The sequence below is a fragment of the Geobacillus thermodenitrificans subsp. thermodenitrificans DSM 465 genome (assembly GCF_000496575.1).
In the GTDB taxonomy this organism is placed as follows: domain Bacteria; phylum Bacillota; class Bacilli; order Bacillales; family Anoxybacillaceae; genus Geobacillus; species Geobacillus thermodenitrificans.
Map to the genome: position 1 here is coordinate 216,475 of NZ_AYKT01000002.1, position 23,013 is coordinate 239,487.

Genomic DNA, 23,013 nt, shown 5'->3' on the forward strand with positions numbered 1-23,013 from the left:
ACAACGGGGAGGATCGACGATGGCAAAGATGAAGGTGGAGGAACAAGCGAAGACGAAGGCGAGAATGAGCGGGTCGCTGATGTTGATTGAAGCGCTCAAGGCGGAAAATGTCGAAGTCATTTTCGGCTATCCGGGCGGTGCGGTGTTGCCGCTTTACGACGAGCTGTACAAAGCCGGTGTGTTTCACGTGTTGACGCGCCATGAGCAAGGCGCCATCCATGCGGCGGAAGGGTACGCGCGCATTTCCGGAAAACCTGGGGTTGTCATCGCCACTTCTGGCCCGGGAGCGACAAACATCGTCACAGGGCTGACGGATGCGATGATGGATTCGCTGCCGCTCGTTGTCTTTACCGGGCAAGTGGCGACGAACGTCATCGGTTCGGATGCGTTTCAGGAAGCAGACGTTGTCGGGATTACGATGCCGATCACAAAACATAACTACCAAGTGCGTGACATCAGCGAACTTCCGAAAATCATCAAAGAAGCGTTTCATATTGCGACGACCGGGCGGCCAGGGCCGGTGTTGATTGACATTCCAAAAGATGTGACGATCGCCGAAGGGGAATTTGACTACAACCAAGATGTCCATCTGCCAGGTTATCAACCGACGACGCAGCCAAACCATTGGCAAATCCGCCGGCTCGTCGAGGCGGTCAGCCAGTCGAAGCGGCCGGTCATTTTAGCCGGTGCCGGCGTCTTGCACGCCAACGCAGCCGATGAATTGCAGCAATATGCAGAACAACAAAACATTCCGGTCGCCCATACGCTCCTTGGCCTCGGTGGTTTCCCAGCTGATCATCCGCTTTTCCTTGGCATGGCCGGCATGCACGGCACGTATGCGGCGAATATGGCGCTGTATGAGTGCGACTTGCTTATTAACATCGGCGCCCGCTTCGATGACCGGGTCACCGGCAATTTAAAATATTTTGCACCAAAGGCGACGGTCGCTCATATTGACATCGATCCAGCGGAAATCGGCAAAAACGTACCAACGAAAATCCCGATCGTCAGCGATGCGAAGGCGGCCTTGCAAGAGCTGATTGAACAGCAAGGCAAACCGGCTGACAACGCGGCATGGCTCGCGCAGCTTAATGAATGGAAGCGGCGCTTCCCGCTTCATTACGAGCCGGAAGCCGGGGCGATCAAACCGCAAAAGCTCATTGAGATGATTTATGAGGTAACGGGCGGCGAAGCGATCGTCACGACCGATGTCGGCCAACATCAAATGTGGGCGGCGCAATATTACAAGTTTAATCGGCCGAACCGCTGGGTCACATCCGGGGGACTCGGCACAATGGGCTTCGGGCTTCCGGCGGCCATCGGTGCCCAGCTTGCTGACCGGAGTGCCACGGTCGTTTCGATCGTCGGCGACGGTGGCTTCCAAATGACATGCCAAGAGCTGTCGGTCATTCAAGAGCTGCAGCTGCCGATCAAAGTCGTCATCGTCAACAACCAGGCGCTCGGCATGGTGCGGCAATGGCAGGAACTGTTTTATGACAAACGGTACTCCCATTCACTCATTCCGAACCAGCCGGATTTCGTGAAATTAGCCGAAGCTTACGGCATGCCGGGGCTACGGGCGAAGACGGAAGCGGAAGCCGCCGAAGTATTAAAACAAGCATTTGCCATCGACGGTCCGGTGCTGCTTGACTTCCATGTCTGCGCCGACGAAAACGTCTATCCGATGGTCGCGCCCGGAAAAGGGCTTCATGAAATGGTGGGGGTGAAAGCATGCGAAGAATTATCACAATGACCGTCAACAACCGTCCAGGCGTATTAAATCGCATCACCGGGCTGTTTACGAAGCGGCATTACAACATTGAAAGCATCACCGTCGGCCATACGGAAATCGATGGGGTATCGCGGATGACGTTCGTCGTCAATGTTGATGATGAACGGATCGCTGAGCAAATTATTAAGCAGCTAAACAAGCAAATCGATGTGCTAAAAGTAAGTGACATTACTGACCAAGCCATCGTCGCACGAGAGCTGGCACTCGTAAAAGTAGCGGCCGCCCCGGCGACCCGCCAAGACATTTATACGCTCATCGAACCGTTCCGTGCCTCGATCGTGGATGTGAGCAAAGACAGCCTCGTCATTCAAGTGACCGGCGAGCCGGAAAAAGTCGAGGCGTTAATCGAACTGCTCCGTCCGTACGGCATCAAAGAAGTCGCACGCACCGGAACGACTGCGTTTACCCGCGGGGCGCAAAAAGCGGGATCCAATCAGAAAACAGCATTCATCATTTAACAATTATTACACTAATAAAAGGAGAGGGTAATCATGGCAAAAGTTTACTATAACGGAGATGCAAACGAACAATACTTGCAAGGAAAAACAGTTGCTATCATCGGCTATGGTTCGCAAGGCCATGCCCATGCGCAAAATTTGCGTGACAGCGGTGTTCACGTCATTATCGGATTGCGGAAAGGCAGATCATGGGAACAAGCGGAACAAGACGGCTTTGATGTATATTCGGTGCGTGAAGCGTCGAAAAAAGCTGATATCGTGATGGTGCTGCTGCCAGATGAAAAGCAGCCCGCTGTTTACAAGGAAGAAATTGAACCAGAACTGAAACCGGGCAACGCGCTTGTCTTCGCCCATGGCTTTAATATTCATTTCAGCCAAATCGTCCCGCCGGAGCACGTTGACGTCTTTTTAGTCGCACCAAAAGGCCCAGGCCACCTCGTGCGTCGCACATACGTCGAAGGGGCGGGCGTACCAGCACTCATCGCCGTCTACCAAGATGTGACCGGCCATGCCAAGGAAACGGCGCTCGCCTATGCCAAAGCGATCGGTGCCGCTCGGGCTGGAGTGCTTGAGACAACGTTCAAAGAAGAAACAGAAACTGACTTATTCGGCGAACAGGCGGTACTTTGCGGCGGATTGACGGCACTCATTAAAGCCGGATTTGAAACGCTTGTTGAAGCTGGATATCAGCCGGAAGTCGCGTATTTCGAATGTTTGCATGAGATGAAGCTCATCGTCGATCTCCTTTATGAGGGCGGACTGTCGTGGATGCGCTACTCGATTTCTGATACGGCACAATGGGGTGACTTTACATCCGGACCGCGTGTCATTAACGAAGCAGTAAAAGCAGAAATGAAAAACATCTTGCATGACATTCAAACCGGCAAATTTGCAAAAGGCTGGATTTTAGAAAATCAGGCGAATCGTCCAGAATTCAACGCCATCAACCAGCGCGAAAATGAGCATTTGATCGAGGTCGTCGGACGCGAATTGCGGAGCATGATGCCGTTTGTGAAGGCAAAACAAAAAGAGGTGGTGGTGCCAGGTGCGAAAAATTAAGTTTTTTGATACGACCTTGCGCGACGGGGAACAATCGGCTGGTGTCAACTTGAACTTGCAAGAAAAATTGGAGATCGCCCGCCAGCTCGAGCGTCTGCAAGTCGACATTATCGAGGCGGGCTTCCCCGCCTCGTCCAAAGGCGATTTTGAAGCAGTCAAACAAATCGCTGAGACGGTGAGAACATGTTCGGTCACCGGGCTGTCGCGCTCGGTCCGAAGTGATATTGACGCAGCGTGGGAGGCATTAAAAGGCGGCGCTGAACCGCGGTTGCATCTGTTCATCGCCACTTCGCCGATCCATATGGTGCACAAGTTGCGGATGACTCCGGAGCAAGTGATTGAAGCGGCGGTGGAAGCGGTGAAATATGCCAAACGCTTCTTCCCGATCGTTCAATGGTCGGCAGAAGATGCATGTCGGAGCGAGCTTCCGTTTTTAGCCAAAATCGTGACCGAAGTGATCAAGGCCGGCGCTTCAGTGATCAATATCCCGGATACGGTCGGCTATATTACACCAAAAGAGTATGGGGAGATCTTCCTTTATTTACGAAATAATGTTCCGAATATTGAAAACATTTCTTTGTCCGCCCATTGTCATGACGACTTAGGCATGGCGGTCATCAACTCACTGTCGGCCATCGAACATGGGGCGACGCAAGTTGAATGCACGATCAACGGCATCGGTGAGCGGGCCGGCAACGCGGCGCTTGAGGAGATTGCCGTCGCCCTTCACATTCGCAAAGACTATTACCAAGTGGAAACGCGTCTCAATTTGCAAGAAATTAAGCGCACGAGCAATCTAGTCAGCAAGCTGACCGGCATGGTCGTTCCGCCGAACAAAGCAGTTGTCGGCAAAAATGCTTTTGCTCACGAATCAGGCATCCATCAAGACGGCGTTTTAAAAGAAAAAACGACGTATGAAATCATCTCGCCAGAGCTCGTCGGTGTGTCGTCGAATTCGATGGTACTTGGCAAACATTCCGGGCGCCATGCGCTCCGCAACCGGGTCGAAGAGCTCGGCTATACGCTATCAGAGGAAGAGATCAACCAGCTGTTCGTCCGCTTTAAAGAGTTGGCAGACAAAAAGAAAGATGTTACGGACGACGATTTGATCGCTTTAATTTTCGAAGAGAAGTTCGACCATTTCAAAGACTTCTACCAATTGTCATCGATTCAAGTGCAATACGGGACAAATCAAATCCCGACAGCAGTTGTTGTACTGAAAGATGGGAAAGGAAACACCATTCAAGAAGCAGCGACTGGAGCTGGCAGCGTCGAGGCGTTGTACAACACATTGGAGCGCTGTTTCCAAACGGCGGTGACGCTGTTAGATTACCGGATTGAATCGGTCGGAGGCGGCCGTGATGCGCTAGCACAAGTGTTTGTCAAAGTGCGCGTCAACGATGTGGAAACGAGCGGCCGCGGAACGGCGCAAGATGTGTTGGAAGCTTCAGCTAAAGCGTACATTAACGCGATGAACCGCATGTTTATGATCGAAGCGATGCGTGCTGAAAACGAAAAAGTGACAACACCATAAAACGGGGGGATCGAGCATGGGAAACTATCGGATTGCCGTCTTGCCGGGAGATGGTATCGGCAAAGAAGTGACGTCTGGAGCGGTGGAAGTATTAAAAGCGGTCGGAATCCGGTTTGGCCACGAGTTTACATTCGAATACGGGTTGATTGGCGGAGCGGCGATCGATGAAGTAGGGACGCCGCTTCCAGAAGAAACGCTTCGCCTTTGCCAACAAAGCGATGCTGTCTTGCTTGGGGCGGTCGGCGGTCCGAAGTGGGACCAAAATCCTCCGCACTTGCGCCCGGAAAAAGGGTTGCTTGCTATCCGTCAACAGCTTGGGCTGTACGCGAACTTGCGGCCGGTCGTCTGCTATGACAGTTTGGATTCCGCTTCGCCGTTAAAATCCGATCTCGTGCAAGGGGTAGATTTTATCATCGTTCGTGAATTGACCGGCGGCATTTACTTCGGCCAACCGAGCGGCCGCGTTGTTGAAAATGGGGAAGAAAAAGCCGTTGACACACTCTTATATAAAAAGGAAGAGATTGAACGGATTGTGCGCATGGCGTTTACGCTGGCACGTGGGCGGAAGAAAAAAGTGACATCGGTCGATAAGGCGAACGTGCTCTCCTCAAGCCGTTTATGGCGGGAAGTGGCCGAAGAGGTGGCTAAACAATTCCCGGATGTAGAGCTTGAACATATGCTGGTCGACAATGCAGCGATGCAACTGATCCGCGCGCCTAAGCAGTTTGACGTGATCGTCACTGAAAATATGTTTGGCGACATTTTAAGCGATGAAGCATCGATGTTGTCCGGCTCGCTCGGGATGTTGCCATCAGCTAGCTTGTCGGCTTCCGGACCGAGCTTGTATGAGCCGGTGCACGGTTCGGCGCCCGATATCGCTGGCATGCGAAAGGCGAATCCGATTGCTGCTATTTTGTCGGCTGCCATGATGCTTCGCCTGTCGTTTGGGCTCACCGCCGAGGCGGAAGCGATCGAGCATGCGGTGCAGCAGGCGCTCACTGCGGGCTTGCGAACGGCTGATCTAGCGCAAAGCAACGGTCGTGTCGTATCGACAGATGAAATGATCGAGGAAATCAAAACAGCTGTACTGGACTATACAGCGATCGCGCAAATCATGACCGTTTATGCATGAGACGAGCGAGGTGAAGGCAAATGAAACCAAAAACGATCATCGAGAAAATATGGGAAAACCATGTCGTTTATCGAGAAGAAGGAAAGCCGGATTTGCTGTATATCGATTTGCATTTAGTGCATGAAGTGACATCGCCGCAGGCATTTGAAGGGCTGCGCCAAAACGGGCGCAAAGTTCGGCGTCCAGATTTGACGTTTGCGACGATGGACCATAACGTGCCGACTGTCAACCGGTTTGTCATTACTGATGAAGTGGCACGCAACCAAATCGCTGCGCTTGAGCGCAACTGCCGCGAGTTTGGCATCCCGCTTGCTGACTTGCACAGCGAAGAACAAGGAATCGTTCATGTGATTGGTCCGGAACTTGGCTTGACTCAGCCAGGAAAAACGATCGTCTGCGGCGACAGTCATACATCGACGCACGGAGCGTTTGGCGCCTTGGCGTTTGGCATCGGAACAAGTGAAGTCGAGCACGTATTGGCGACACAAACGCTTTGGCAGCATAAACCGAAAACGTTGCAAATCCGCATCAACGGCCAGCTCGGCAAAGGAGTGACGGCGAAAGACGTCATTTTGGCTATCATTGGCCGCTACGGCGTCGGCGTCGGCACCGGTTATATTATCGAGTTTACCGGTGAGGCGATCCGTCGGATGTCGATGGAAGAGCGGATGACGATTTGCAACATGTCGATCGAAGCCGGGGCGCGCGCCGGCCTCATCAGTCCGGATGAAACGACATTTGCCTATTTGCGAGGACGCAAATATGCACCAAAAGGAGAGGAGTTTGACCAAGCGGTTGAACGGTGGCGTGCGCTTGCCAGCGACGAAGGGGCCGAGTATGACAAAACGATCGAAATTGACGCCTCAACCATTGCCCCGATGGTAACGTGGGGCACGAACCCATCGATGAGCACATCGGTTGATGGAACGGTGCCCGACCCGGAACAGTTTGAAAGCGAAACAGAGCGAAACGCGGTGCGCCGGGCGCTTGAGTATATGGGGCTGAAGCCGGGCATGTCGATTACCGAAATTCCGGTGCAGCATGTATTTATCGGTTCCTGTACGAACTCACGCATCAGCGATTTGCGCGAAGCGGCGAAAATCGTCAAGGGCCAAAAAGTAGCTCCTGGTGTCAGAGCGCTTGTTGTACCCGGGTCGCAGCAAGTAAAAAAACAGGCTGAAGAAGAAGGACTCGCGCAAATTTTCCTTGATGCCGGCTTTGAATGGCGCGATGCTGGCTGCAGCGCCTGTTTGGGCATGAACCCGGACATCATTCCGGAAGGCGAGCATTGTGCGTCGACGTCGAACCGCAACTTTGAAGGGCGTCAAGGAAAAGGAGCGCGCACCCATCTTGTCAGCCCGGCGATGGCTGCTGCCGCTGCCATTTACGGCCGCTTTGTCGATGTGCGTCAGCTCGAAGCTGAACCGGTCCGGTAAGGGATGCTTCTTGAATCCGCAGCATCCCACCTTAGGGCCATCCGCTTTTGGAACGGTGACTGATACATCTGATGGAAGGGGAGAGACGATGAAGCCGTTTACGATTCACCGCGGAAAAACTGCTGGCATCGACCGTGTGAACATCGATACCGACCAAATCATTCCGAAACAGTTTTTAAAACGGATCGAGCGTACCGGATTTGGCCAATTTCTGTTTTACGACTGGCGCTATTTAAGCGATGGTACGCCGAATCCGGAGTTTGAGCTCAACCGTCCGGAAAATGAAGGGGCAACGATTTTGGTCGCCGGTGACAATTTTGGCTGTGGTTCATCGCGCGAACATGCCCCGTGGGCGCTTCAGGATTATGGATTTCGTGCGATCATTGCTCCTTCATTTGCCGATATCTTTTACAATAACTGCTTAAAAAACGGACTGCTGCCCATTCGGCTTGATCAGGAAGATGTCCGCTATTTATTACAACAGAGCGAGCGTGCTGACTACGAGCTGACCGTTTCGCTTGAAGAACAGCGGGTGTTTGATGACGAAGGGTTTTCACGCCCGTTTGACATCGACCCGTACCGGAAGAAGTTGCTCTTAAAAGGCTGGGACGAAATTGATTTAACGTTTGTATATGAATCGCATATTGCTGCCTACGAGCAAAAACATTGTCCGCGGCCGTAAGCGCTTGGCGTTCGGAACGGCAATGTAAGGCGAACTGAGGGTGTCCTAAAAGAAAAGGGACACCCTTTTTCATCACTGTATACATGCGCTGAATCGTTCTTTTAGAGCTGGTGACGGAGCAAAAAAGGCGTTTCGCTCATTGAGAGAGAAAAATGATGGATGGAAGGAGTAATGGTTTTTGTCAGTTTTTTTAGGCTATAGCTTCCCTCTTTTGAAGACAGTCGTCCCTTTCAGTCAGTCCCCGTTTTTGACCCAACAGTAGAGGGATGAGTGGGCTGTCATGATGTTGCTGCGGCTTGTTTCGCCAGGGAAAACTTGCTACACTTGTGGTAAATGCAAATAGGAGCAGGCAAAGATGGGGAACGGAAAAAAAGGAAAAATCATTATGTTTCCACAAACGAAAGAACGGCTGATCGAAGCGGCGTTCACAGCACTCGAGGCGAAGCAGTACAAGGAAGCACTCCGTTTTTTGCGTGCCGCCGAACAGCTTGGTGACGGCAGCTTTCCGATCCGGCTCGGGCTTGCGGTTTGCTGCTACGAGCTGGGAGATTACGATGAGGCGGAATGGCGCCTGGCCGCATTGCTTGATGAACAACCGAACAATGGCGAACTGTTGCAAATGTATGTTGCCCTGCTGTTACAGACGAACCGATATCGGGAGGCGGAAACGTTCATCCGCTCCGCTTTGCGTCGCCAGACACTGCCAGTTTCATTGCGTGAACAGCTTCGCCAGCTGCTCCGATTCAGTGAAAAAATGAACGTCCGCCCATTGCCGCCCGCGGAATGGAAGCGGGTGAAACGGTTGCTTGAATCGGAGGATATCGCCGAGCAAATGCAGCTCATTAAACAGCTGGAAAAAGAAGATATCGCTCCAGTACTGTCACTGTTGAGTCAATATTTAAGTGAACCGAAAAAAAGCCCGATAGCAAAAACGATGTTGCTTCGGCTTCTGACGGTGAAACAGATTGATGAGACAGTGACGGTTGAGAAGTTTGGCCAGCGTATCGATGTCGTCCCATCTGCATTAAACGAACAGGCGGAAACGGAATTCGCTTCAACGCTGTTGCGCCTGCTTGAGCAGCGACTTACGGCGGAGAGCCCGAGCTTGTATGAAACGGCGGCGGAAATATGGCTTCGCTATGCGTACATCTTGTATCCGTTCCCGCCAGAGCCGGCCGATGCCGACGTATGGCTTGCTGCCCTTCATTGGATGGCAAGCCGACTTCAAGGTATGGACGCTGATATGAGTATGTTGGCTGCCCGCTACGGTGTAGCGGTGGAGGAGATGGCGAAGCTTTGCAAAAAGTTGAACGAAATAGAGAAACTTTCCTACCTCTAATGGATGGTTCTGTATTGAAACATAGCTTTTGTATGTTATAATATAATGGCTGTGCTATGTATCTGTTTTCGCATACTTGGCTACATAATATGGACATAATAAAAGGATAATGGACAAGCAGATTGCGCCATGATCCTAGCAATGATTTTAGGTGGAGGGAACAGTATGTCAGTCAAATGGGAAAAGCTTGAAGGCAACGAAGGCGTATTGACCGTTGAGGTCGACGCTGAACAAGTGAACAAAGGCTTGGACGCCGCATTCAAAAAAGTGGTGAAAAACGTCTCGCTTCCGGGCTTCCGTAAAGGGAAAGTACCGCGCGTCTTGTTTGAAAAACGCTTTGGCGTTGAAGCGCTCTATCAAGATGCGCTCGACATTTTGCTGCCGGAAGCGTATGCGAAAGCGGTCGAAGAAGCAGGTATTGAGCCGGTATCGATGCCGGAAATCGACATTGAGCAAATGGAAAAAGGCAAAAGCTTAATTTTTAAAGCGAAAGTCACTGTTAAACCGGAAGTAAAACTCGGTCAATACAAAGGACTTGAGGTTGAAAAAATCGATACGACGGTAACGGATGAAGATGTCGAAAATGAGCTGAAGCGCCTGCAAGAAAACTATGCTGAACTGGTCGTCAAAGAAGAAGGGACAGTGGAAAACGGTGATACGGCCGTCATCGACTTTGAAGGATTTGTCGACGGCGAACCGTTTGAAGGTGGCAAAGCAGAAAACTATTCGCTCGAAATCGGCTCCGGAACGTTCATTCCTGGGTTTGAAGATCAGCTTGTCGGCATGAAAGCGGGAGAAGAAAAAGAAATTCAAGTCACCTTCCTGGAAGAGTATCATGCTGAACAACTGGCGGGCAAACCGGCGACGTTCAAAGTGAAAGTACACGAAGTGAAAGCGAAACAACTGCCGGCGCTTGACGATGAATTCGCAAAAGATGTCGATGAAGAAGTCGAAACGCTTGACGAACTGAAGTCGAAAATCCGCACTCGTTTAGAAGAAGCGAAGAAGAACGAGGCAGAAGCGGCCGTTCGCAACGCAGTTGTTGAGAAAGCAGCGGCCAACGCGGAAATCGATATTCCGGCTGTCATGGTGCAAAATGAGACTGACCGGATGCTTCGCGAATTTGACCAACGTCTGCAAATGCAAGGAATGAACTTGCAGTTGTACTATCAATTCTCCGGCCAGGACGAAGCAGCGTTGCGTGAACAAATGAAAGAAGATGCTGAAAAGCGGGTGCGCGCAGCACTGACGCTTGAAGCGATCGCCAAAGCAGAAAATATCGACGTGACTGACGAAGAAGTGAATGAAGAGCTCGAAAAAATGGCCGCATCCTACAACTTGAGCGTTGACAAGTTAAAAGAGCTGATCGGCAACCTCGACGGCGTCAAAGAAGATTTAAAATGGCGAAAAACGGTCGATTTTCTTGTAGAGCACAGCACGGTTGCGGCATAATAATGAAGTAGGGAAGGAACAAGGCGCGAAACGTTCGTGCCTTGTTCTTTATCTCATCAATGGCGATTGGAGGATGAGTTTTCAAACTTTTCTAACACATTTTAGTTTTTTCATTCGCTTTTTCGGGAACACTTATGGTAAAATAGCGAATACATACGTTTTTGCAACGAAGGATGGCGACACACGATACATAACGCAGGCGTGATTCCGTTAACAAGGGGTGAATAACATGTTTAAATTTAACGATGAAAAAGGGCAGTTGAAATGTTCGTTTTGTGGCAAAACACAAGACCAAGTGCGCAAGTTGGTCGCTGGGCCGGGTGTGTACATTTGCGATGAGTGCATCGAGCTATGCACGGAGATCGTCGAAGAAGAGCTTGGCAATGAGGAAGAGTTCGAGTTTAAAGATGTGCCAAAGCCGGTGGAAATCCGTGAAATTCTAGATGAATACGTCATCGGCCAGGACGAGGCGAAAAAATCGCTTGCCGTTGCCGTTTATAATCATTATAAACGGATTAACTCCGGCAGCAAAATTGACGATGTAGAGCTGTCGAAAAGCAACATTTTGATGATCGGGCCGACTGGAAGCGGGAAAACGCTCTTGGCGCAAACATTGGCACGCATTTTAAACGTACCGTTTGCCATTGCTGATGCGACATCGCTCACGGAAGCGGGCTATGTTGGCGAGGACGTCGAAAACATTTTGCTGAAGCTTATTCAAGCGGCTGACTACGATGTCGAACGGGCAGAAAAAGGCATTATTTACATCGACGAAATCGATAAAATTGCCCGCAAGTCGGAAAACCCTTCCATTACCCGCGATGTTTCGGGTGAAGGGGTGCAGCAGGCCCTGTTGAAAATTTTGGAAGGCACGATCGCCAGCGTTCCGCCGCAGGGTGGCCGCAAACATCCGCATCAAGAGTTTATTCAAATTGATACGACGAACATTTTGTTTATTTGCGGCGGGGCGTTTGACGGAATTGAGCCGATCATCAAGCGCCGCCTCGGCAAAAAAGTGATCGGGTTTGGTGCTGAAATGAACCAAGCTGACGTTGATGAGAAAAACTTGCTGTCGAAAGTGTTGCCGGAAGACTTGCTCAAGTTTGGTCTCATTCCGGAGTTCATCGGCCGCCTGCCGGTCATTACTACGCTTGAACCGCTCGATGAACAAGCGTTGATTGATATTTTGACGAAGCCGAAAAACGCCATTGTGAAGCAATACAAAAAAATGCTCGAGCTTGACGGCGTTGAGCTTGAGTTTGAAGAAGCCGCACTCCGTGAAATCGCGAAAAAAGCAATTGAACGGAAAACGGGAGCGCGCGGTCTCCGTTCGATCATCGAAGGCATTATGCTCGATGTCATGTTTGAGCTTCCGTCGCGCGAAGATGTGCAAAAATGTATCATTACTGTCGATACCGTGTGCGGCAAAAAACCACCGAAACTCATTCGCCATGACGGCACGGTGGTCGAGCACGAACGGAAAACGTCCGCTTAATGAGGGAAACCGCCTTTTACGGCGGTTTCTTTTTTGTTGCATGCCCTAGGCGCCAGTCGGCGCTTTTTTTGTTTATTCCCGCCAATTCGCGGAGATACTATTATACTACATACTACTTGAAGGCAGGAGGATATCGGGGCATGAATTGGACGAATATCGTGCTTGTAATTCAGTTGTTTTTTGGGGTCGTCATCGGCCTTTATTTTTGGAATTTGTTAAAAGGACAGCGTGTGCAAAAAGTATCGATTGATAAAGAATCGCGCAAAGAGATGGAGCAGCTCCGCAAGCTGCGCTCTATTTCACTCACTGAGCCGCTTGCCGAAAAAGTACGCCCGAAAAGTTTTGACGATATCGTAGGTCAGGAAGACGGCATCAAGGCATTGAAAGCAGCACTGTGCGGGCCGAACCCGCAACATGTCATCATTTATGGACCACCTGGCGTCGGCAAAACAGCCGCAGCCCGGTTGGTACTTGAAGAAGCGAAGAAAAATCCGCTCTCCCCGTTTAAGAAAAATGCTGTATTTGTTGAGCTCGATGCGACGACGGCGCGCTTTGACGAGCGCGGCATCGCCGATCCGCTCATTGGCTCGGTGCATGACCCGATTTACCAAGGGGCCGGGGCGATGGGACAAGCCGGTATCCCCCAGCCGAAACAAGGGGCGGTGACGAACGCTCATGGCGGCGTTTTGTTTATTGATGAAATTGGCGAACTCCATCCCATCCAAATGAACAAGCTGCTCAAAGTGCTTGAGGATCGGAAAGTGTTTTTTGAAAGCGCCTATTACAGCAAAGAAAACCCACAAATTCCAAGCCATATCCATGACATTTTCCAAAACGGGCTGCCGGCCGATTTTCGCCTTGTCGGTGCAACAACACGAACGCCAAACGAGATTCCTCCGGCCATTCGTTCCCGTTGTTTAGAAGTGTTTTTCCGCGAATTGGATCAAGACGAAATCGCCTTGATCGCCAAAAAAGCAGCGGAAAAAATCCGCTTGAATGTTTCCGAAAGCGGCATTCGTCTCCTTGCCGCTTATGCGCGCAACGGTCGGGAAGCGGTGAACATGATGCAAATTGCGGCCGGGCTTGCCATTACGGAAAACCGGGAGAAAATTTTGGATAAAGATATTGAATGGGTCATTCACTCAAGCCAAATGGCTCCGCGCTATGAAAAGAAAATTGGATCCGCTCCGGCAGTCGGTGTTGTCAATGGGCTGGCGGTATACGGACCGAACACCGGCGCGCTTCTCGAAATTGAAGTGACTGCCTTGCCAGCGAAAGGAAAAGGATCAATCAATGTGACCGGCATTGTCGAGGAAGAAAGCATTGGTAGTCCGGAAAAATCGGTGCGCCGCAAAAGTATGGCGCGCGGCTCGGCGGAAAACGTGATTACCGTGCTTCGTGCGATGGGGGTACCGGCGGACCGTTACGATATTCACGTCAATTTTCCAGGCGGTGTGCCAGTCGACGGTCCTTCAGCCGGGGTGGCGATCGCGGTTGGGATTTATTCGGCCATTTATCAGCTGCCGGTCGATCATACCGTCGCAATGACTGGAGAAATTAGCATCCACGGCTACGTCAAACCGGTCGGTGGCGTGTTTGCTAAAATTAAAGCGGCCAAGCAAGCCGGAGCGAAAAAAGTCATTATTCCGATTGAAAACATGCAATCGCTGTTGCGGGAAGTGAGCGGTATTCAAATTATCGCTGTCCGCCGCCTTGAAGAAGCGCTCATCCACGTGTTCGGTGAAGAAACACTCCGTCGAGGCACTGCATTTTTGCCGGCTGCTGCCGCCGATCGTTCAGGGAAAAAGCTCGTGTAACAAAGGGGGAGCGATGGTAAAGAGGAGCGCAGCCGCCCGTTTTTGCCGCTGTGGAATATACCGTTTCGTGTACGGCTCGCTGCATTGTGCGGCCGACTATGAGACAGATCAACGGTTTTACCAGTTGTCAGTGTACGGCTTCGGCGCAAGCGGATGATCGCCGGAGTCGATTTTTCTTTGTCTGCAAATAAGATGCCGTTCTCTTTGGTATTCATCAAATTTTACAAATCTGGCTGTCGTACTATACAATAAACGAATAGAAGCGAGATATGGAGGTGTTCGGCGTGAACGGAAAGAAAAAGGAGACGATCGTTCCGCTTTTGCCGCTGCGGGGGTTGCTTGTGTTTCCGACGATGGTACTCCATTTGGACGTCGGGCGCGAGAAATCGGTGAAAGCACTCGAACAGGCGATGGTCGAGGACCATATCATTTTGCTGACATCGCAAAAAGATGTCGCCATCGACGAACCGGACATGGACGACTTATATAAAATGGGGACGATTGCGCGCGTTAAGCAGTTGTTAAAATTGCCGAACGGCACGTTCCGTGTGCTTGTCGAAGGCATTGCCCGGGCGCTCATCACCGAAGTCGTCAGCGAGGAGCCGTATTTTTCCGTCAAGGTGGAAAAATTCGCCGATCGGGCATCGAAAGACTTGGAAGATGAGGCGCTCAAGCGGACGATGCTCGAATATTTTGAGCAATACATAAATTTATCCAAGCGGCTGTCGGCGGACATTTATGCCTCGATTGTCGACATTGATGAGCCGGGGCGGATGGCCGATATTATCGCTTCGCATTTGCCGCTTAAGCTCGAAGAAAAACAGCGTATTTTAGAAACGATCGATGTGAAAGAACGGCTGAATAAAATTATTCAAATTTTGCACAACGAGAAAGAAGTGCTTCAGCTCGAGAAAAAAATTAGCGCTCGCGTCAAACAGTCAATGGAGCGGACGCAAAAAGAGTATTATTTGCGCGAGCAAATGAAAGCCATTCAAAAAGAGCTCGGTGAAAAGGAAGGAAAAACGGGTGAAGTCGAGGCGCTCAAAGAGAAAATCGAGGCAGCCGGCATGCCAGAACATGTGAAAGAGACGGCCCTCAAGGAGCTCGACCGCTATGAAAAAATTCCGGCAACATCAGCAGAAAGTGCGGTCATTCGCAACTACTTAGACTGGCTCATTGCTTTGCCATGGTCAAAAGAAACGAAAGACATCCACGATATTAAACGCGCGGAAACGATTTTAAACGAGGAGCATTACGGGCTTGATAAGGTGAAAGAGCGGGTGCTTGAATTTTTGTCCGTGCAGCAGTTGACCCAATCGTTAAAAGGACCGATTCTTTGCCTTGCCGGACCGCCGGGGGTCGGAAAAACATCGCTTGCCCGCTCGATTGCCAAAGCACTCGGCCGTCGTTTCGTTCGCATGTCGCTTGGCGGCGTGCGCGACGAATCGGAAATTCGCGGCCATCGTCGCACGTACGTTGGAGCGATGCCGGGTCGCATCATTCAAGGCATGAAAAAAGCAGGCACGATCAATCCGGTCTTTTTGCTTGATGAGATCGACAAAATGTCAAGCGATTTCCGTGGCGACCCATCCGCGGCTATGCTTGAGGTGCTCGATCCGGAACAAAACCATACGTTCAGCGATCATTATATCGAAGAGCCGTACGATTTATCGAAAGTAATGTTTATCGCTACCGCTAACAATTTGGCGACGATTCCGCAGCCGTTGTTGGACCGGATGGAAATCATTCACATTCCAGGCTATACAGAGGTCGAAAAGCTGCATATCGCCAAACGGCATTTGCTGCCGAAGCAGCTGGCGGAGCATGGACTGAAAAAGGCAGCGCTCCAGGTTCGGGATGATGCGATGTTGGATATCATCCGTCATTATACGCGCGAAGCCGGCGTTCGGGAGCTTGAACGGCAACTTGCCGCCATTTGCCGGAAAGCGGCTCGCCTCATCGTCTCTGGGGAGAAAAAGCGGGTTGTGGTTACACAAAATAATATCGAAGAATTTTTAGGGAAACGAAAATACCGCTATGGTCAGGCGGAGGCAGAAGATCAAATTGGGGTAGCCACCGGTCTTGCGTATACCGCGTTTGGCGGTGATACGCTCGCCATCGAAGTGTCGCTTGCGAAAGGCAACGGCAAACTTGTCTTGACCGGAAAACTCGGAGATGTAATGAAAGAGTCGGCACAAGCAGCGTTCAGCTATGTGCGTTCACGCGCCGAGGAGCTCGGCATTGACCCGAAATTTCATGAAACGTACGATATCCATATTCACGTTCCAGAAGGAGCGGTGCCAAAAGACGGACCGTCTGCTGGTATTACGATCGCGACTGCGCTCATTTCCGCTTTAACAGGTAAGCCGGTCAGCCGGTTTGTCGGTATGACCGGGGAAATTACGCTGCGTGGCCGTGTGCTCCCGATCGGCGGCTTAAAAGAGAAAACGCTAAGCGCCCACCGCGCCGGACTGAAAACGGTCATTTTACCGAAAGATAATGAAAAAGATTTGGCCGACATTCCGGATACAGTAAAGCGCGACTTGCGCTTTGTGCTCGTCTCCCATCTCGATGAGGTGCTGCCACATGCGTTGGTGGGGTGGGAACGATGAACATCACAAAAGCAGAGCTCGTCATCAGTGCTGTCAAACCCGAGCAATATCCGGATAGTGGGCGGCCGGAAGTGGCGCTTGCTGGTCGCTCAAACGTCGGCAAATCGTCATTTATCAACAAAATGATCAATCGGAAGAACTTGGCGCGCACCTCATCAAAGCCAGGGAAAACGCAGACGTTGAACTTTTATTTGATTAACGATTCGTTTTACTTTGTAGACGTGCCTGGCTATGGTTTTGCCCGCGTGTCGAAGCAGGAGCGGCAAAAATGGGGAAAAATGATGGAGACGTATTTCACGACGCGCGAGACGCTCAAAGCGGCGCTGTTGCTTGTCGATTTGCGCCACCCGCCAACCAAAGACGATGTCATGATGTATGAGTTTTTCAAACATTACGAGATTCCTGTGATCGTCATTGCGACGAAAGCGGATAAAGTCCCGCGTGGCAAGCAGCAAAAGCATGCGAAAATCGCACGCGAAACGTTGCGTCTGGCAGCCGGTGACTCCCTCATTTTGTTTTCCTCCGAGACCGGGCAAGGAAAAGAGGAAGCGTGGGCGGCGCTCTTGCCGTTTTTGACCGAGTGATAAAAAAGTGTTCTCATATTTGGTGATGAAAAAGGTGTCTCGATCCTTCGAGACACCTTTTGTTCACCTCCAACTACCTCCGTTTGGCCCATAATACGTAAATGCCGATGGCGATGAGTCCGAGCGGCCAAAACTTCCAGATGGAAGAAAGGCCGGTTTGGACGAGATGGAACAGCGGCTGGCCGCGGTCGGAAAACGACAGCACAATAGCAAGAAGCAAAAAAAATGCGCCGAAGCCGGCTCCGCTTTTTTGCTTGCGACTGCTGGCGAAAAAAGAGAGTGCAATGATGAAAAAAAAGATGTTTGTGCCATGGGGCCAAGACGGAAAGGCACTGGCAAGCAAAAGCTCAACACCGAAGCCGAGCAAAAGAAAGCCCGGGAAAACATAATGGTACTCGCGCGCCGAATACGCCTGCCCAAGCAAGGCGGCGCCGCAAATGGCGAGCAAAGCCGGCCATCCTTGAAGGAAGCGGAGCAATGGAATGGCTAACTGTCCGGCAAGAAAATATAATCCGAGGCCGATGAACAATATGCCGGAGAAAGCAGCTCTGTTTTTCACGATCGTGCCCCCCGTTTCCCATTTAGACATGTTTATGATAGAATGTTCACTGTATACAGTTTAACATAGCTCGTGAGGGATGTTCACAATTTTTTCAAATCGGAATGATAGACGTTTATGGTATAATAGTGGAAGGGATTGGGCTAAGAAGGGGGGATTGCACCGTGCAGATCATCGTAGTTGGCGTCAATTATAAAACTGCCCCTGTAGAAATTCGTGAAAAGTTGGCGTTTGGTGAGGCAGAGCTCGGCGAGGCGATGAAACAGCTCGCCAAGCAAAAAAGCATCCTCGAAAACGTCATCGTTTCCACATGCAATCGGACGGAAATTTACGCGGTCGTCGATCAACTGCATACCGGCCGTTACTATATAAAAGCATTTTTAGCCGAATGGTTTGACATCGAAGCGGAGGCGATCGCCCCGTATTTGCGCGTGCTCGAAGGGGAAGCGGCCGCGGGGCATTTGTTCCGCGTAGCAGCCGGCCTTGACTCCATGGTGCTTGGAGAAACGCAAATTTTAGGACAAGTGAAAGGGAGCTATTTGCTCGCTCAAGAGATTGGAACGAGCGGCACGATTTTGAACCACCTGTTTAAACAGGCAGTGACGTTTGCCAAACGCGCCCATTCGGAAACCGGGATCGGTGCGCATGCCGTGTCGGTCAGTTATGCAGCTGTCGAGTTGGCGAAGAAAATTTTCGGCCATCTCAACGGCAAGCATGTTTTGATTATCGGTGCCGGCAAAATGGGGACGTTGGCGGCGCAAAACTTGTACGGCAACGGTGTCGGTAAAGTGACCGTCGTCAACCGGACGCTTGAAAAAGCGAAGCAGCTCGCGGCGCAGTTTGACGGTGAGGCGAAGTCGCTTGGCGAATTGTCATGTGCGCTGCTTGAAGCGGATATCGTCATCAGCTCGACGGGAGCGAAAGGCTACATGTTAACGAAAGAGGAGATGGCTCCGCTTGAGAAAATGCGTAAAGGCCGCCCGTTGTTTATGGTCGATATTGCCGTGCCGCGCGATTTAGACCCGGCGCTCGCTGAACTAGAGACGGTCTTTTTGTACGACATTGATGACTTGCAAGACGTCGTCGCAGCGAATTTGGCGGAACGGCAAAAAGCTGCCGCCCTCATTGAGGAGATGATTGAAGGGGAGCTAGTGGCGTTTGGCCAATGGTTGCAGACGCTCGGCGTTGTGCCAGTCATCGCGGCGCTGCGGGAAAAAGCGCTCGCCATTCAGGCGGAAACGATGAAAAGCTTGGAGCGAAAGTTGCCGCATTTGTCGGAGCGCGATCGGAAAGTGTTGAACAAACATACGAAAAGCATTATTAACCAGCTGCTCCGCGACCCGATTTTGCAGGTGAAGGAACTTGCCGCTGGTCCGAACGCTGACGAAGCGCTTCAGCTGTTTATGAAAATTTTTAATATCGAAGATGCAGTCAAAGCAGAGCAACGGAGCGCGCAGCGAGCAGAAGTGCAGTTGAGGGATGAACAGCAAGCGGAAGCGGTTCGCGCCGCCCGCCCATCATGGCAGCTGTAAGGTGGGATAGATGGTGGCGTTGTATGAACTGTCTATTTTGCTCTACATTGCTTCGATTTTTTTCTATTTTATCGATTTTTTGCAGCAAAACCGGAAGGCGAATGAAACCGCCTTCTGGTTGCTTTCTGTCGTTTGGCTGTTGCAAACATTGACATTCGCCTTCCGCATCATGGAAACAAAGCGCTTTCCGATTTTAACGATGTCGGAAGGGCTTTATTTTTACGCCTGGCTGCTTATCACGCTGTCGCTTGTCATCAACCGGCTGTTGCGTGTTGATTTTATCGTCTTTTTTACGAACGTACTCGCTTTTTTTATTTTGGCCATTCATACGTTCGTGCCGTCCTCGCAATCGCCGGCTGTCGCCAAACGGCTTGTCTCCGAACTGCTGGTCATCCATATTACCCTTTCCTTCGGGGCATATGCAGCGTTTACACTGTCATTTCTTTTCTCGGTGCTTTACATGTTGCAATACAGTCTGTTGAAAAAGAAAAAGTGGAACGCTCGTCTTTGGCGGATGGCTGATTTGTCGAAGCTCGATTTTTCGTCGTATGTTTTAAATTTGCTCGGTTTGCCTATGTTGTTATTAGGGCTTATTCTCGGTATGATTTGGGCGTATATTCAAATCGATTATTTCCATTGGTATGACGCGAAAGTGCTTGGATCATTTGTCGTTCTTCTCGTTTATGGCGTCTATTTTTACAAACGGATCGTCCGACAGGTGCAAGGGAAGACGATCGCGCTATGGAATATCGGTTCATTTTTATTTTTGCTTATCAACTTTTTCTTGTTTGGCAGTTTGTCAGAATTCCATTTTTGGTATGCGTAATTGAGGAGGAGCGAAATGCGAAACATCGTCGTTGGCTCGCGGCGCAGCAAGCTTGCTTTGACTCAGACGAACTGGGTCATTAACGAATTGAAGCGGCTCGGGGCGCCGTTTACGTTTGAGGTAAAAGAAATCGTCACGAAAGGAGATCGCGTGCTCGATGTCACGCTCTCCAAAGTAGGAGGCAAAGGGCTGTTTGTGAAAGAAATTGAGCATGAAATGCTGACCGGCGGCATCGATATGGCCGTCCACAGTATGAAAGACATGCCGGCAGTACTGCCGAGCGGATTGGTGATCGGCTCGGTTCCGCGGCGTGAGGATGTGCGTGATGTGCTCGTCAGCAAGGGGAATCTGTCGCTTTCCGATTTGCCAAGCGGGGCGGTCATCGGTACGAGCAGTCTGCGCCGCTCGGCACAGTTGCTCGCCTATCGGCCGGATGTGACGATCAAATGGATCCGCGGCAACATTGACACAAGGCTGGCGAAGCTGAAAAACGAAGATTATGACGCCATCGTGCTGGCGGCTGCCGGCTTGGCGCGTATGGGCTGGAGCGATGACGTGATCAGCGAATATTTGTCGCCGGATGTGTGCGTCCCGGCGGTTGGCCAAGGAGCGCTTGCTGTCGAATGCCGTGAAGATGATGTGGAGTTGCGCGAGTGGCTGAGCCGTCTGAATGATGAACAGACGGAACGAGCAGTTCGGGCGGAGCGCGCCTTTTTGCAGCAGATGGAAGGTGGATGCCAAGTGCCGATTGCCGGCTATGCGGAAGTGAAGGAGGGAATGGTGCATCTTACTGCGCTTGTTGCCTCCCCAGACGGCAAAGAGAAATACAAAGAAATCGTCATTGGCGCTGATCCGGAAGAGGTCGGCCGACAGGCAGCTGCCCTCCTGAGTGAGCAAGGGGCCAAAGAGCTGATCGAGCGCGTAAAAAAGGAGCTGGGCAACTAATGACCAATCGTGCGCTGGCTGGCAAGACAGTGCTTGTAACCCGTGACAAGGAGCAGGCGGCATCGTTTTCCGCCAAGCTGCGCGACGCTGGTGCGGTGCCGATCGAAATCCCACTCATAGCTATCCGGCCAGCGGCGACACCGGAAGCGATTGCCGCGCTCGCCGAACGGCTTGAGGAATACCGATGGCTCGTCTTGACGAGCGCGAACGCCATTCGCTTCTTTTTTCCGCACGTTTCGTTGTCGCGGCCGTTGCCGAATATCGCTGTCGTCGGACGGAAGACGGCAGCTGCCCTCGCTGAGTACGGTGTTTCACCGGTGCTCGTGCCGGATGATTTCACCGCTGAACGGCTCGCTGCCATGCTTGCACCGCGCTTGAAACAGGGCGAACGGGTGCTGTTTGTCAAGGGGGACTTGGCGAGCCCGACGCTGCCTGAGGCGTTAAGAGAGGCTGGGGCAACAGTTGATGAGTTTATTGTGTATCGCACCATGCCGGATACGAGCGGAGAAGAGCAGTTGTTGACACTGCTGCGCGAACGGAAGTTGGATGTACTCACTTTGATGAGCCCATCAGCAGTCCGCAGCCTTGCCCGTCTTCTTGGCGGAGAAGCGAACGAGCTTCTCTCCGGAGTCACCGTCGCCTGCATCGGACCGGTGACAAAAAAGGCAGCCGAGCAGGAAGGCATAGCAGTACATATTTGTCCAGCTGATTACACGGCTGATGGTATAATGAAAGCGATGGAACAATATTTTTCCACGGAGGGACGATAAATGTCATTGTCATTTGACCGCCATCGTCGCCTGCGGCAAACAGCCGCCATTCGGGCGATGGTACGCGAGACGCATCTTCGCGTTGATGATCTTATTTATCCGCTGTTTGTCGTCGAAGGAAGCGGCATTCGCCGCGAAGTGCCATCGATGCCTGGGGTATACCATTTATCGCTTGATCGTCTAACGGAAGAAATCGATGAAATCGCGAAGCTTGGCATCCGGGCGGTCATGGTGTTTGGTGTGCCGGACGAAAAAGATGAAGTCGGTTCGCAGGCGTATTGCGAAACTGGGATCGTCCAGCGAGCAATCCGGCAAATCAAGGCTGAACGTTCGGAGATGGTCGTCATTGCCGATACATGTTTATGCGAATATACGAGCCACGGTCATTGCGGCGTCGTCGAAAATGAGCAAGTACTCAACGACCCGTCGCTCGAGTTGCTCGTCAAAACGGCAGTGAGCCAAGCGCAAGCTGGTGCCGACATCATCGCACCGTCGAACATGATGGACGGGTTTGTCGCCGCCATTCGCCATGGGCTTGATGAAGCGGGGTTTGAGAACGTGCCGATCATGTCCTATGCAATTAAGTACGCCTCGGCATTTTACGGCCCGTTCCGCGATGCAGCGGACAGCGCACCGCAATTTGGCGACCGGAAAACGTACCAAATGGATCCGGCCAATCGTCTTGAGGCGTTTCGCGAGGCAGAATCCGATATAAAAGAAGGCGCTGATTTCTTAATGGTCAAACCGGCGCTTGCCTATATGGACATTATTCGCGACATCAAAAACCGGTTTCCGCTTCCGCTTGTTGCCTATAACGTGAGCGGTGAGTATTCGATGGTGAAAGCGGCAGCGCAAAACGGTTGGATTGACGAAAAATCAGTTGTGATGGAAATGCTGACAGGAATGAAGCGAGCCGGCGCTGATTTAATCATCACATATTTTGCGAAAGATGTTGCTCGCTGGCTGGCTGAATAGAGAGGGGGCGGAAT

General features: G+C 51.4%; 20 protein-coding genes. 19 read left to right on the top strand and 1 reads right to left on the bottom strand.

Annotated features, from left to right (window positions below; all coding sequences use genetic code 11):
• Window positions 1-19 precede the first annotated feature (19 nt).
• The 14 genes from ilvB (at window position 20) to yihA (ending at window position 17,392) form a co-directional block, all read left to right on the top strand.
• Window positions 20-1,753 carry an acetolactate synthase large subunit gene (gene ilvB / locus DSM465_RS0103490; protein WP_029760640.1) on the top strand — a complete coding sequence of 578 codons (1,734 nt, stop codon included), beginning with the start codon at window positions 20-22 and terminating at the stop codon, window positions 1,751-1,753.
• Complete coding sequence (gene ilvN / locus DSM465_RS0103495) at window positions 1,732-2,250, top strand: acetolactate synthase small subunit (RefSeq protein ID WP_029760641.1); 519 nt, start codon at window positions 1,732-1,734, stop codon at window positions 2,248-2,250. Before ilvB ends, ilvN begins: the two co-directional genes overlap by 22 nt.
• 33 nt (window positions 2,251-2,283) lie before the next feature.
• Window positions 2,284-3,309 (top strand): ketol-acid reductoisomerase, encoded by a 1,026-nt coding sequence (gene ilvC / locus DSM465_RS0103500; protein WP_011887925.1) that lies wholly within the window; start codon window positions 2,284-2,286, stop codon window positions 3,307-3,309.
• Window positions 3,296-4,843, top strand: a complete 1,548-nt coding sequence (locus tag DSM465_RS0103505; RefSeq protein WP_008881117.1) for a 2-isopropylmalate synthase — start codon at window positions 3,296-3,298, stop codon at window positions 4,841-4,843. Before ilvC ends, DSM465_RS0103505 begins: the two co-directional genes overlap by 14 nt.
• A 16-nt stretch (window positions 4,844-4,859) precedes the next feature.
• The gene (leuB, locus tag DSM465_RS0103510; RefSeq protein ID WP_008881116.1) at window positions 4,860-5,975 is read left to right on the top strand and encodes a 3-isopropylmalate dehydrogenase; all 1,116 of its coding nucleotides are present in this window, start codon (window positions 4,860-4,862) and stop codon (window positions 5,973-5,975) included.
• Between the two features lie 20 nt (window positions 5,976-5,995).
• A complete protein-coding gene (gene leuC / locus DSM465_RS0103515; RefSeq protein WP_008881115.1) occupies window positions 5,996-7,411 on the top strand; it encodes a 3-isopropylmalate dehydratase large subunit in 1,416 nt (471 codons plus the stop codon).
• An 88-nt stretch (window positions 7,412-7,499) separates the two neighbouring features.
• Window positions 7,500-8,093: a 3-isopropylmalate dehydratase small subunit gene (leuD, locus tag DSM465_RS0103520; RefSeq protein ID WP_008881114.1), complete on the top strand. Its 594-nt coding sequence runs from the start codon at window positions 7,500-7,502 to the stop codon at window positions 8,091-8,093.
• Between the two features lie 355 nt (window positions 8,094-8,448).
• The gene (locus DSM465_RS0103525; RefSeq protein ID WP_008881113.1) at window positions 8,449-9,432 is read left to right on the top strand and encodes a tetratricopeptide repeat protein; all 984 of its coding nucleotides are present in this window, start codon (window positions 8,449-8,451) and stop codon (window positions 9,430-9,432) included.
• A 165-nt stretch (window positions 9,433-9,597) separates the two neighbouring features.
• Complete coding sequence (gene tig / locus DSM465_RS0103530) at window positions 9,598-10,884, top strand: trigger factor (RefSeq protein ID WP_029760643.1); 1,287 nt, start codon at window positions 9,598-9,600, stop codon at window positions 10,882-10,884.
• 229 nt (window positions 10,885-11,113) lie between these two features.
• The gene (gene clpX / locus DSM465_RS0103535; protein ID WP_011887922.1) at window positions 11,114-12,379 is read left to right on the top strand and encodes an ATP-dependent protease ATP-binding subunit ClpX; all 1,266 of its coding nucleotides are present in this window, start codon (window positions 11,114-11,116) and stop codon (window positions 12,377-12,379) included.
• A gap of 140 nt (window positions 12,380-12,519) precedes the next feature.
• Complete coding sequence (gene lonB, locus DSM465_RS0103540; RefSeq protein ID WP_008881109.1) at window positions 12,520-14,196, top strand: ATP-dependent protease LonB; 1,677 nt, start codon at window positions 12,520-12,522, stop codon at window positions 14,194-14,196.
• Between the two features lie 13 nt (window positions 14,197-14,209).
• The gene (locus tag DSM465_RS19395; protein WP_155121012.1) at window positions 14,210-14,353 is read left to right on the top strand and encodes a hypothetical protein; all 144 of its coding nucleotides are present in this window, start codon (window positions 14,210-14,212) and stop codon (window positions 14,351-14,353) included.
• Between the two features lie 112 nt (window positions 14,354-14,465).
• Entirely contained in the window at window positions 14,466-16,808 is a 2,343-nt protein-coding gene (gene lon / locus DSM465_RS0103545) for an endopeptidase La (RefSeq protein WP_011887921.1), read from the top strand.
• Window positions 16,805-17,392, top strand: a complete 588-nt coding sequence (yihA, locus tag DSM465_RS0103550) for a ribosome biogenesis GTP-binding protein YihA/YsxC (RefSeq protein ID WP_008881107.1) — start codon at window positions 16,805-16,807, stop codon at window positions 17,390-17,392. The genes lon and yihA overlap by 4 nt, the downstream gene beginning before the upstream one ends.
• Before the next feature lie 73 nt (window positions 17,393-17,465).
• On the opposite strand, the gene DSM465_RS0103555 is transcribed toward yihA, so the two are convergent.
• Window positions 17,466-17,951, bottom strand: coding sequence for a hypothetical protein (locus tag DSM465_RS0103555; protein WP_008881106.1), 486 nt, complete (start codon window positions 17,949-17,951; stop codon window positions 17,466-17,468).
• Between the two features lie 164 nt (window positions 17,952-18,115).
• Here DSM465_RS0103555 and hemA point away from each other — a divergent pair, with 164 nt between their 5' ends.
• From hemA to hemB, 5 genes are read left to right on the top strand one after another with little or no spacing between them, the layout of a single operon-like run.
• The gene (gene hemA / locus DSM465_RS0103560) at window positions 18,116-19,483 is read left to right on the top strand and encodes a glutamyl-tRNA reductase (protein WP_011887920.1); all 1,368 of its coding nucleotides are present in this window, start codon (window positions 18,116-18,118) and stop codon (window positions 19,481-19,483) included.
• A 10-nt stretch (window positions 19,484-19,493) separates the two neighbouring features.
• A complete protein-coding gene (gene ccsA, locus DSM465_RS0103565) occupies window positions 19,494-20,309 on the top strand; it encodes a cytochrome c biogenesis protein (protein WP_029760644.1) in 816 nt (271 codons plus the stop codon).
• Between the two features lie 15 nt (window positions 20,310-20,324).
• On the top strand, window positions 20,325-21,254 hold the full coding sequence (gene hemC / locus DSM465_RS0103570) for a hydroxymethylbilane synthase (RefSeq protein WP_008881103.1): 930 nt from the start codon (window positions 20,325-20,327) through the stop codon (window positions 21,252-21,254).
• Entirely contained in the window at window positions 21,254-22,024 is a 771-nt protein-coding gene (locus DSM465_RS0103575) for a uroporphyrinogen-III synthase (protein WP_008881102.1), read from the top strand. The genes hemC and DSM465_RS0103575 overlap by 1 nt, the downstream gene beginning before the upstream one ends.
• Window positions 22,025-22,999: a porphobilinogen synthase gene (gene hemB / locus DSM465_RS0103580; RefSeq protein WP_011887919.1), complete on the top strand. Its 975-nt coding sequence runs from the start codon at window positions 22,025-22,027 to the stop codon at window positions 22,997-22,999.
• Window positions 23,000-23,013 lie beyond the last annotated feature (14 nt).

Coding starts and splice junctions, on each gene's coding strand:
- ilvB (WP_029760640.1), top strand. CDS start 20: ATGGCAAAGATGAAGGTGGAGGAACAAGCGAAGACGAAGGCGAGAATG.
- ilvN (WP_029760641.1), top strand. CDS start 1,732: ATGCGAAGAATTATCACAATGACCGTCAACAACCGTCCAGGCGTATTA.
- ilvC (WP_011887925.1), top strand. CDS start 2,284: ATGGCAAAAGTTTACTATAACGGAGATGCAAACGAACAATACTTGCAA.
- leuB (WP_008881116.1), top strand. CDS start 4,860: ATGGGAAACTATCGGATTGCCGTCTTGCCGGGAGATGGTATCGGCAAA.
- leuC (WP_008881115.1), top strand. CDS start 5,996: ATGAAACCAAAAACGATCATCGAGAAAATATGGGAAAACCATGTCGTT.
- leuD (WP_008881114.1), top strand. CDS start 7,500: ATGAAGCCGTTTACGATTCACCGCGGAAAAACTGCTGGCATCGACCGT.
- DSM465_RS0103525 (WP_008881113.1), top strand. CDS start 8,449: ATGGGGAACGGAAAAAAAGGAAAAATCATTATGTTTCCACAAACGAAA.
- tig (WP_029760643.1), top strand. CDS start 9,598: ATGTCAGTCAAATGGGAAAAGCTTGAAGGCAACGAAGGCGTATTGACC.
- clpX (WP_011887922.1), top strand. CDS start 11,114: ATGTTTAAATTTAACGATGAAAAAGGGCAGTTGAAATGTTCGTTTTGT.
- lonB (WP_008881109.1), top strand. CDS start 12,520: ATGAATTGGACGAATATCGTGCTTGTAATTCAGTTGTTTTTTGGGGTC.
- DSM465_RS19395 (WP_155121012.1), top strand. CDS start 14,210: ATGGTAAAGAGGAGCGCAGCCGCCCGTTTTTGCCGCTGTGGAATATAC.
- lon (WP_011887921.1), top strand. CDS start 14,466: ATGGAGGTGTTCGGCGTGAACGGAAAGAAAAAGGAGACGATCGTTCCG.
- yihA (WP_008881107.1), top strand. CDS start 16,805: ATGAACATCACAAAAGCAGAGCTCGTCATCAGTGCTGTCAAACCCGAG.
- ccsA (WP_029760644.1), top strand. CDS start 19,494: ATGGTGGCGTTGTATGAACTGTCTATTTTGCTCTACATTGCTTCGATT.
- hemC (WP_008881103.1), top strand. CDS start 20,325: ATGCGAAACATCGTCGTTGGCTCGCGGCGCAGCAAGCTTGCTTTGACT.
- DSM465_RS0103575 (WP_008881102.1), top strand. CDS start 21,254: ATGACCAATCGTGCGCTGGCTGGCAAGACAGTGCTTGTAACCCGTGAC.
- hemB (WP_011887919.1), top strand. CDS start 22,025: ATGTCATTGTCATTTGACCGCCATCGTCGCCTGCGGCAAACAGCCGCC.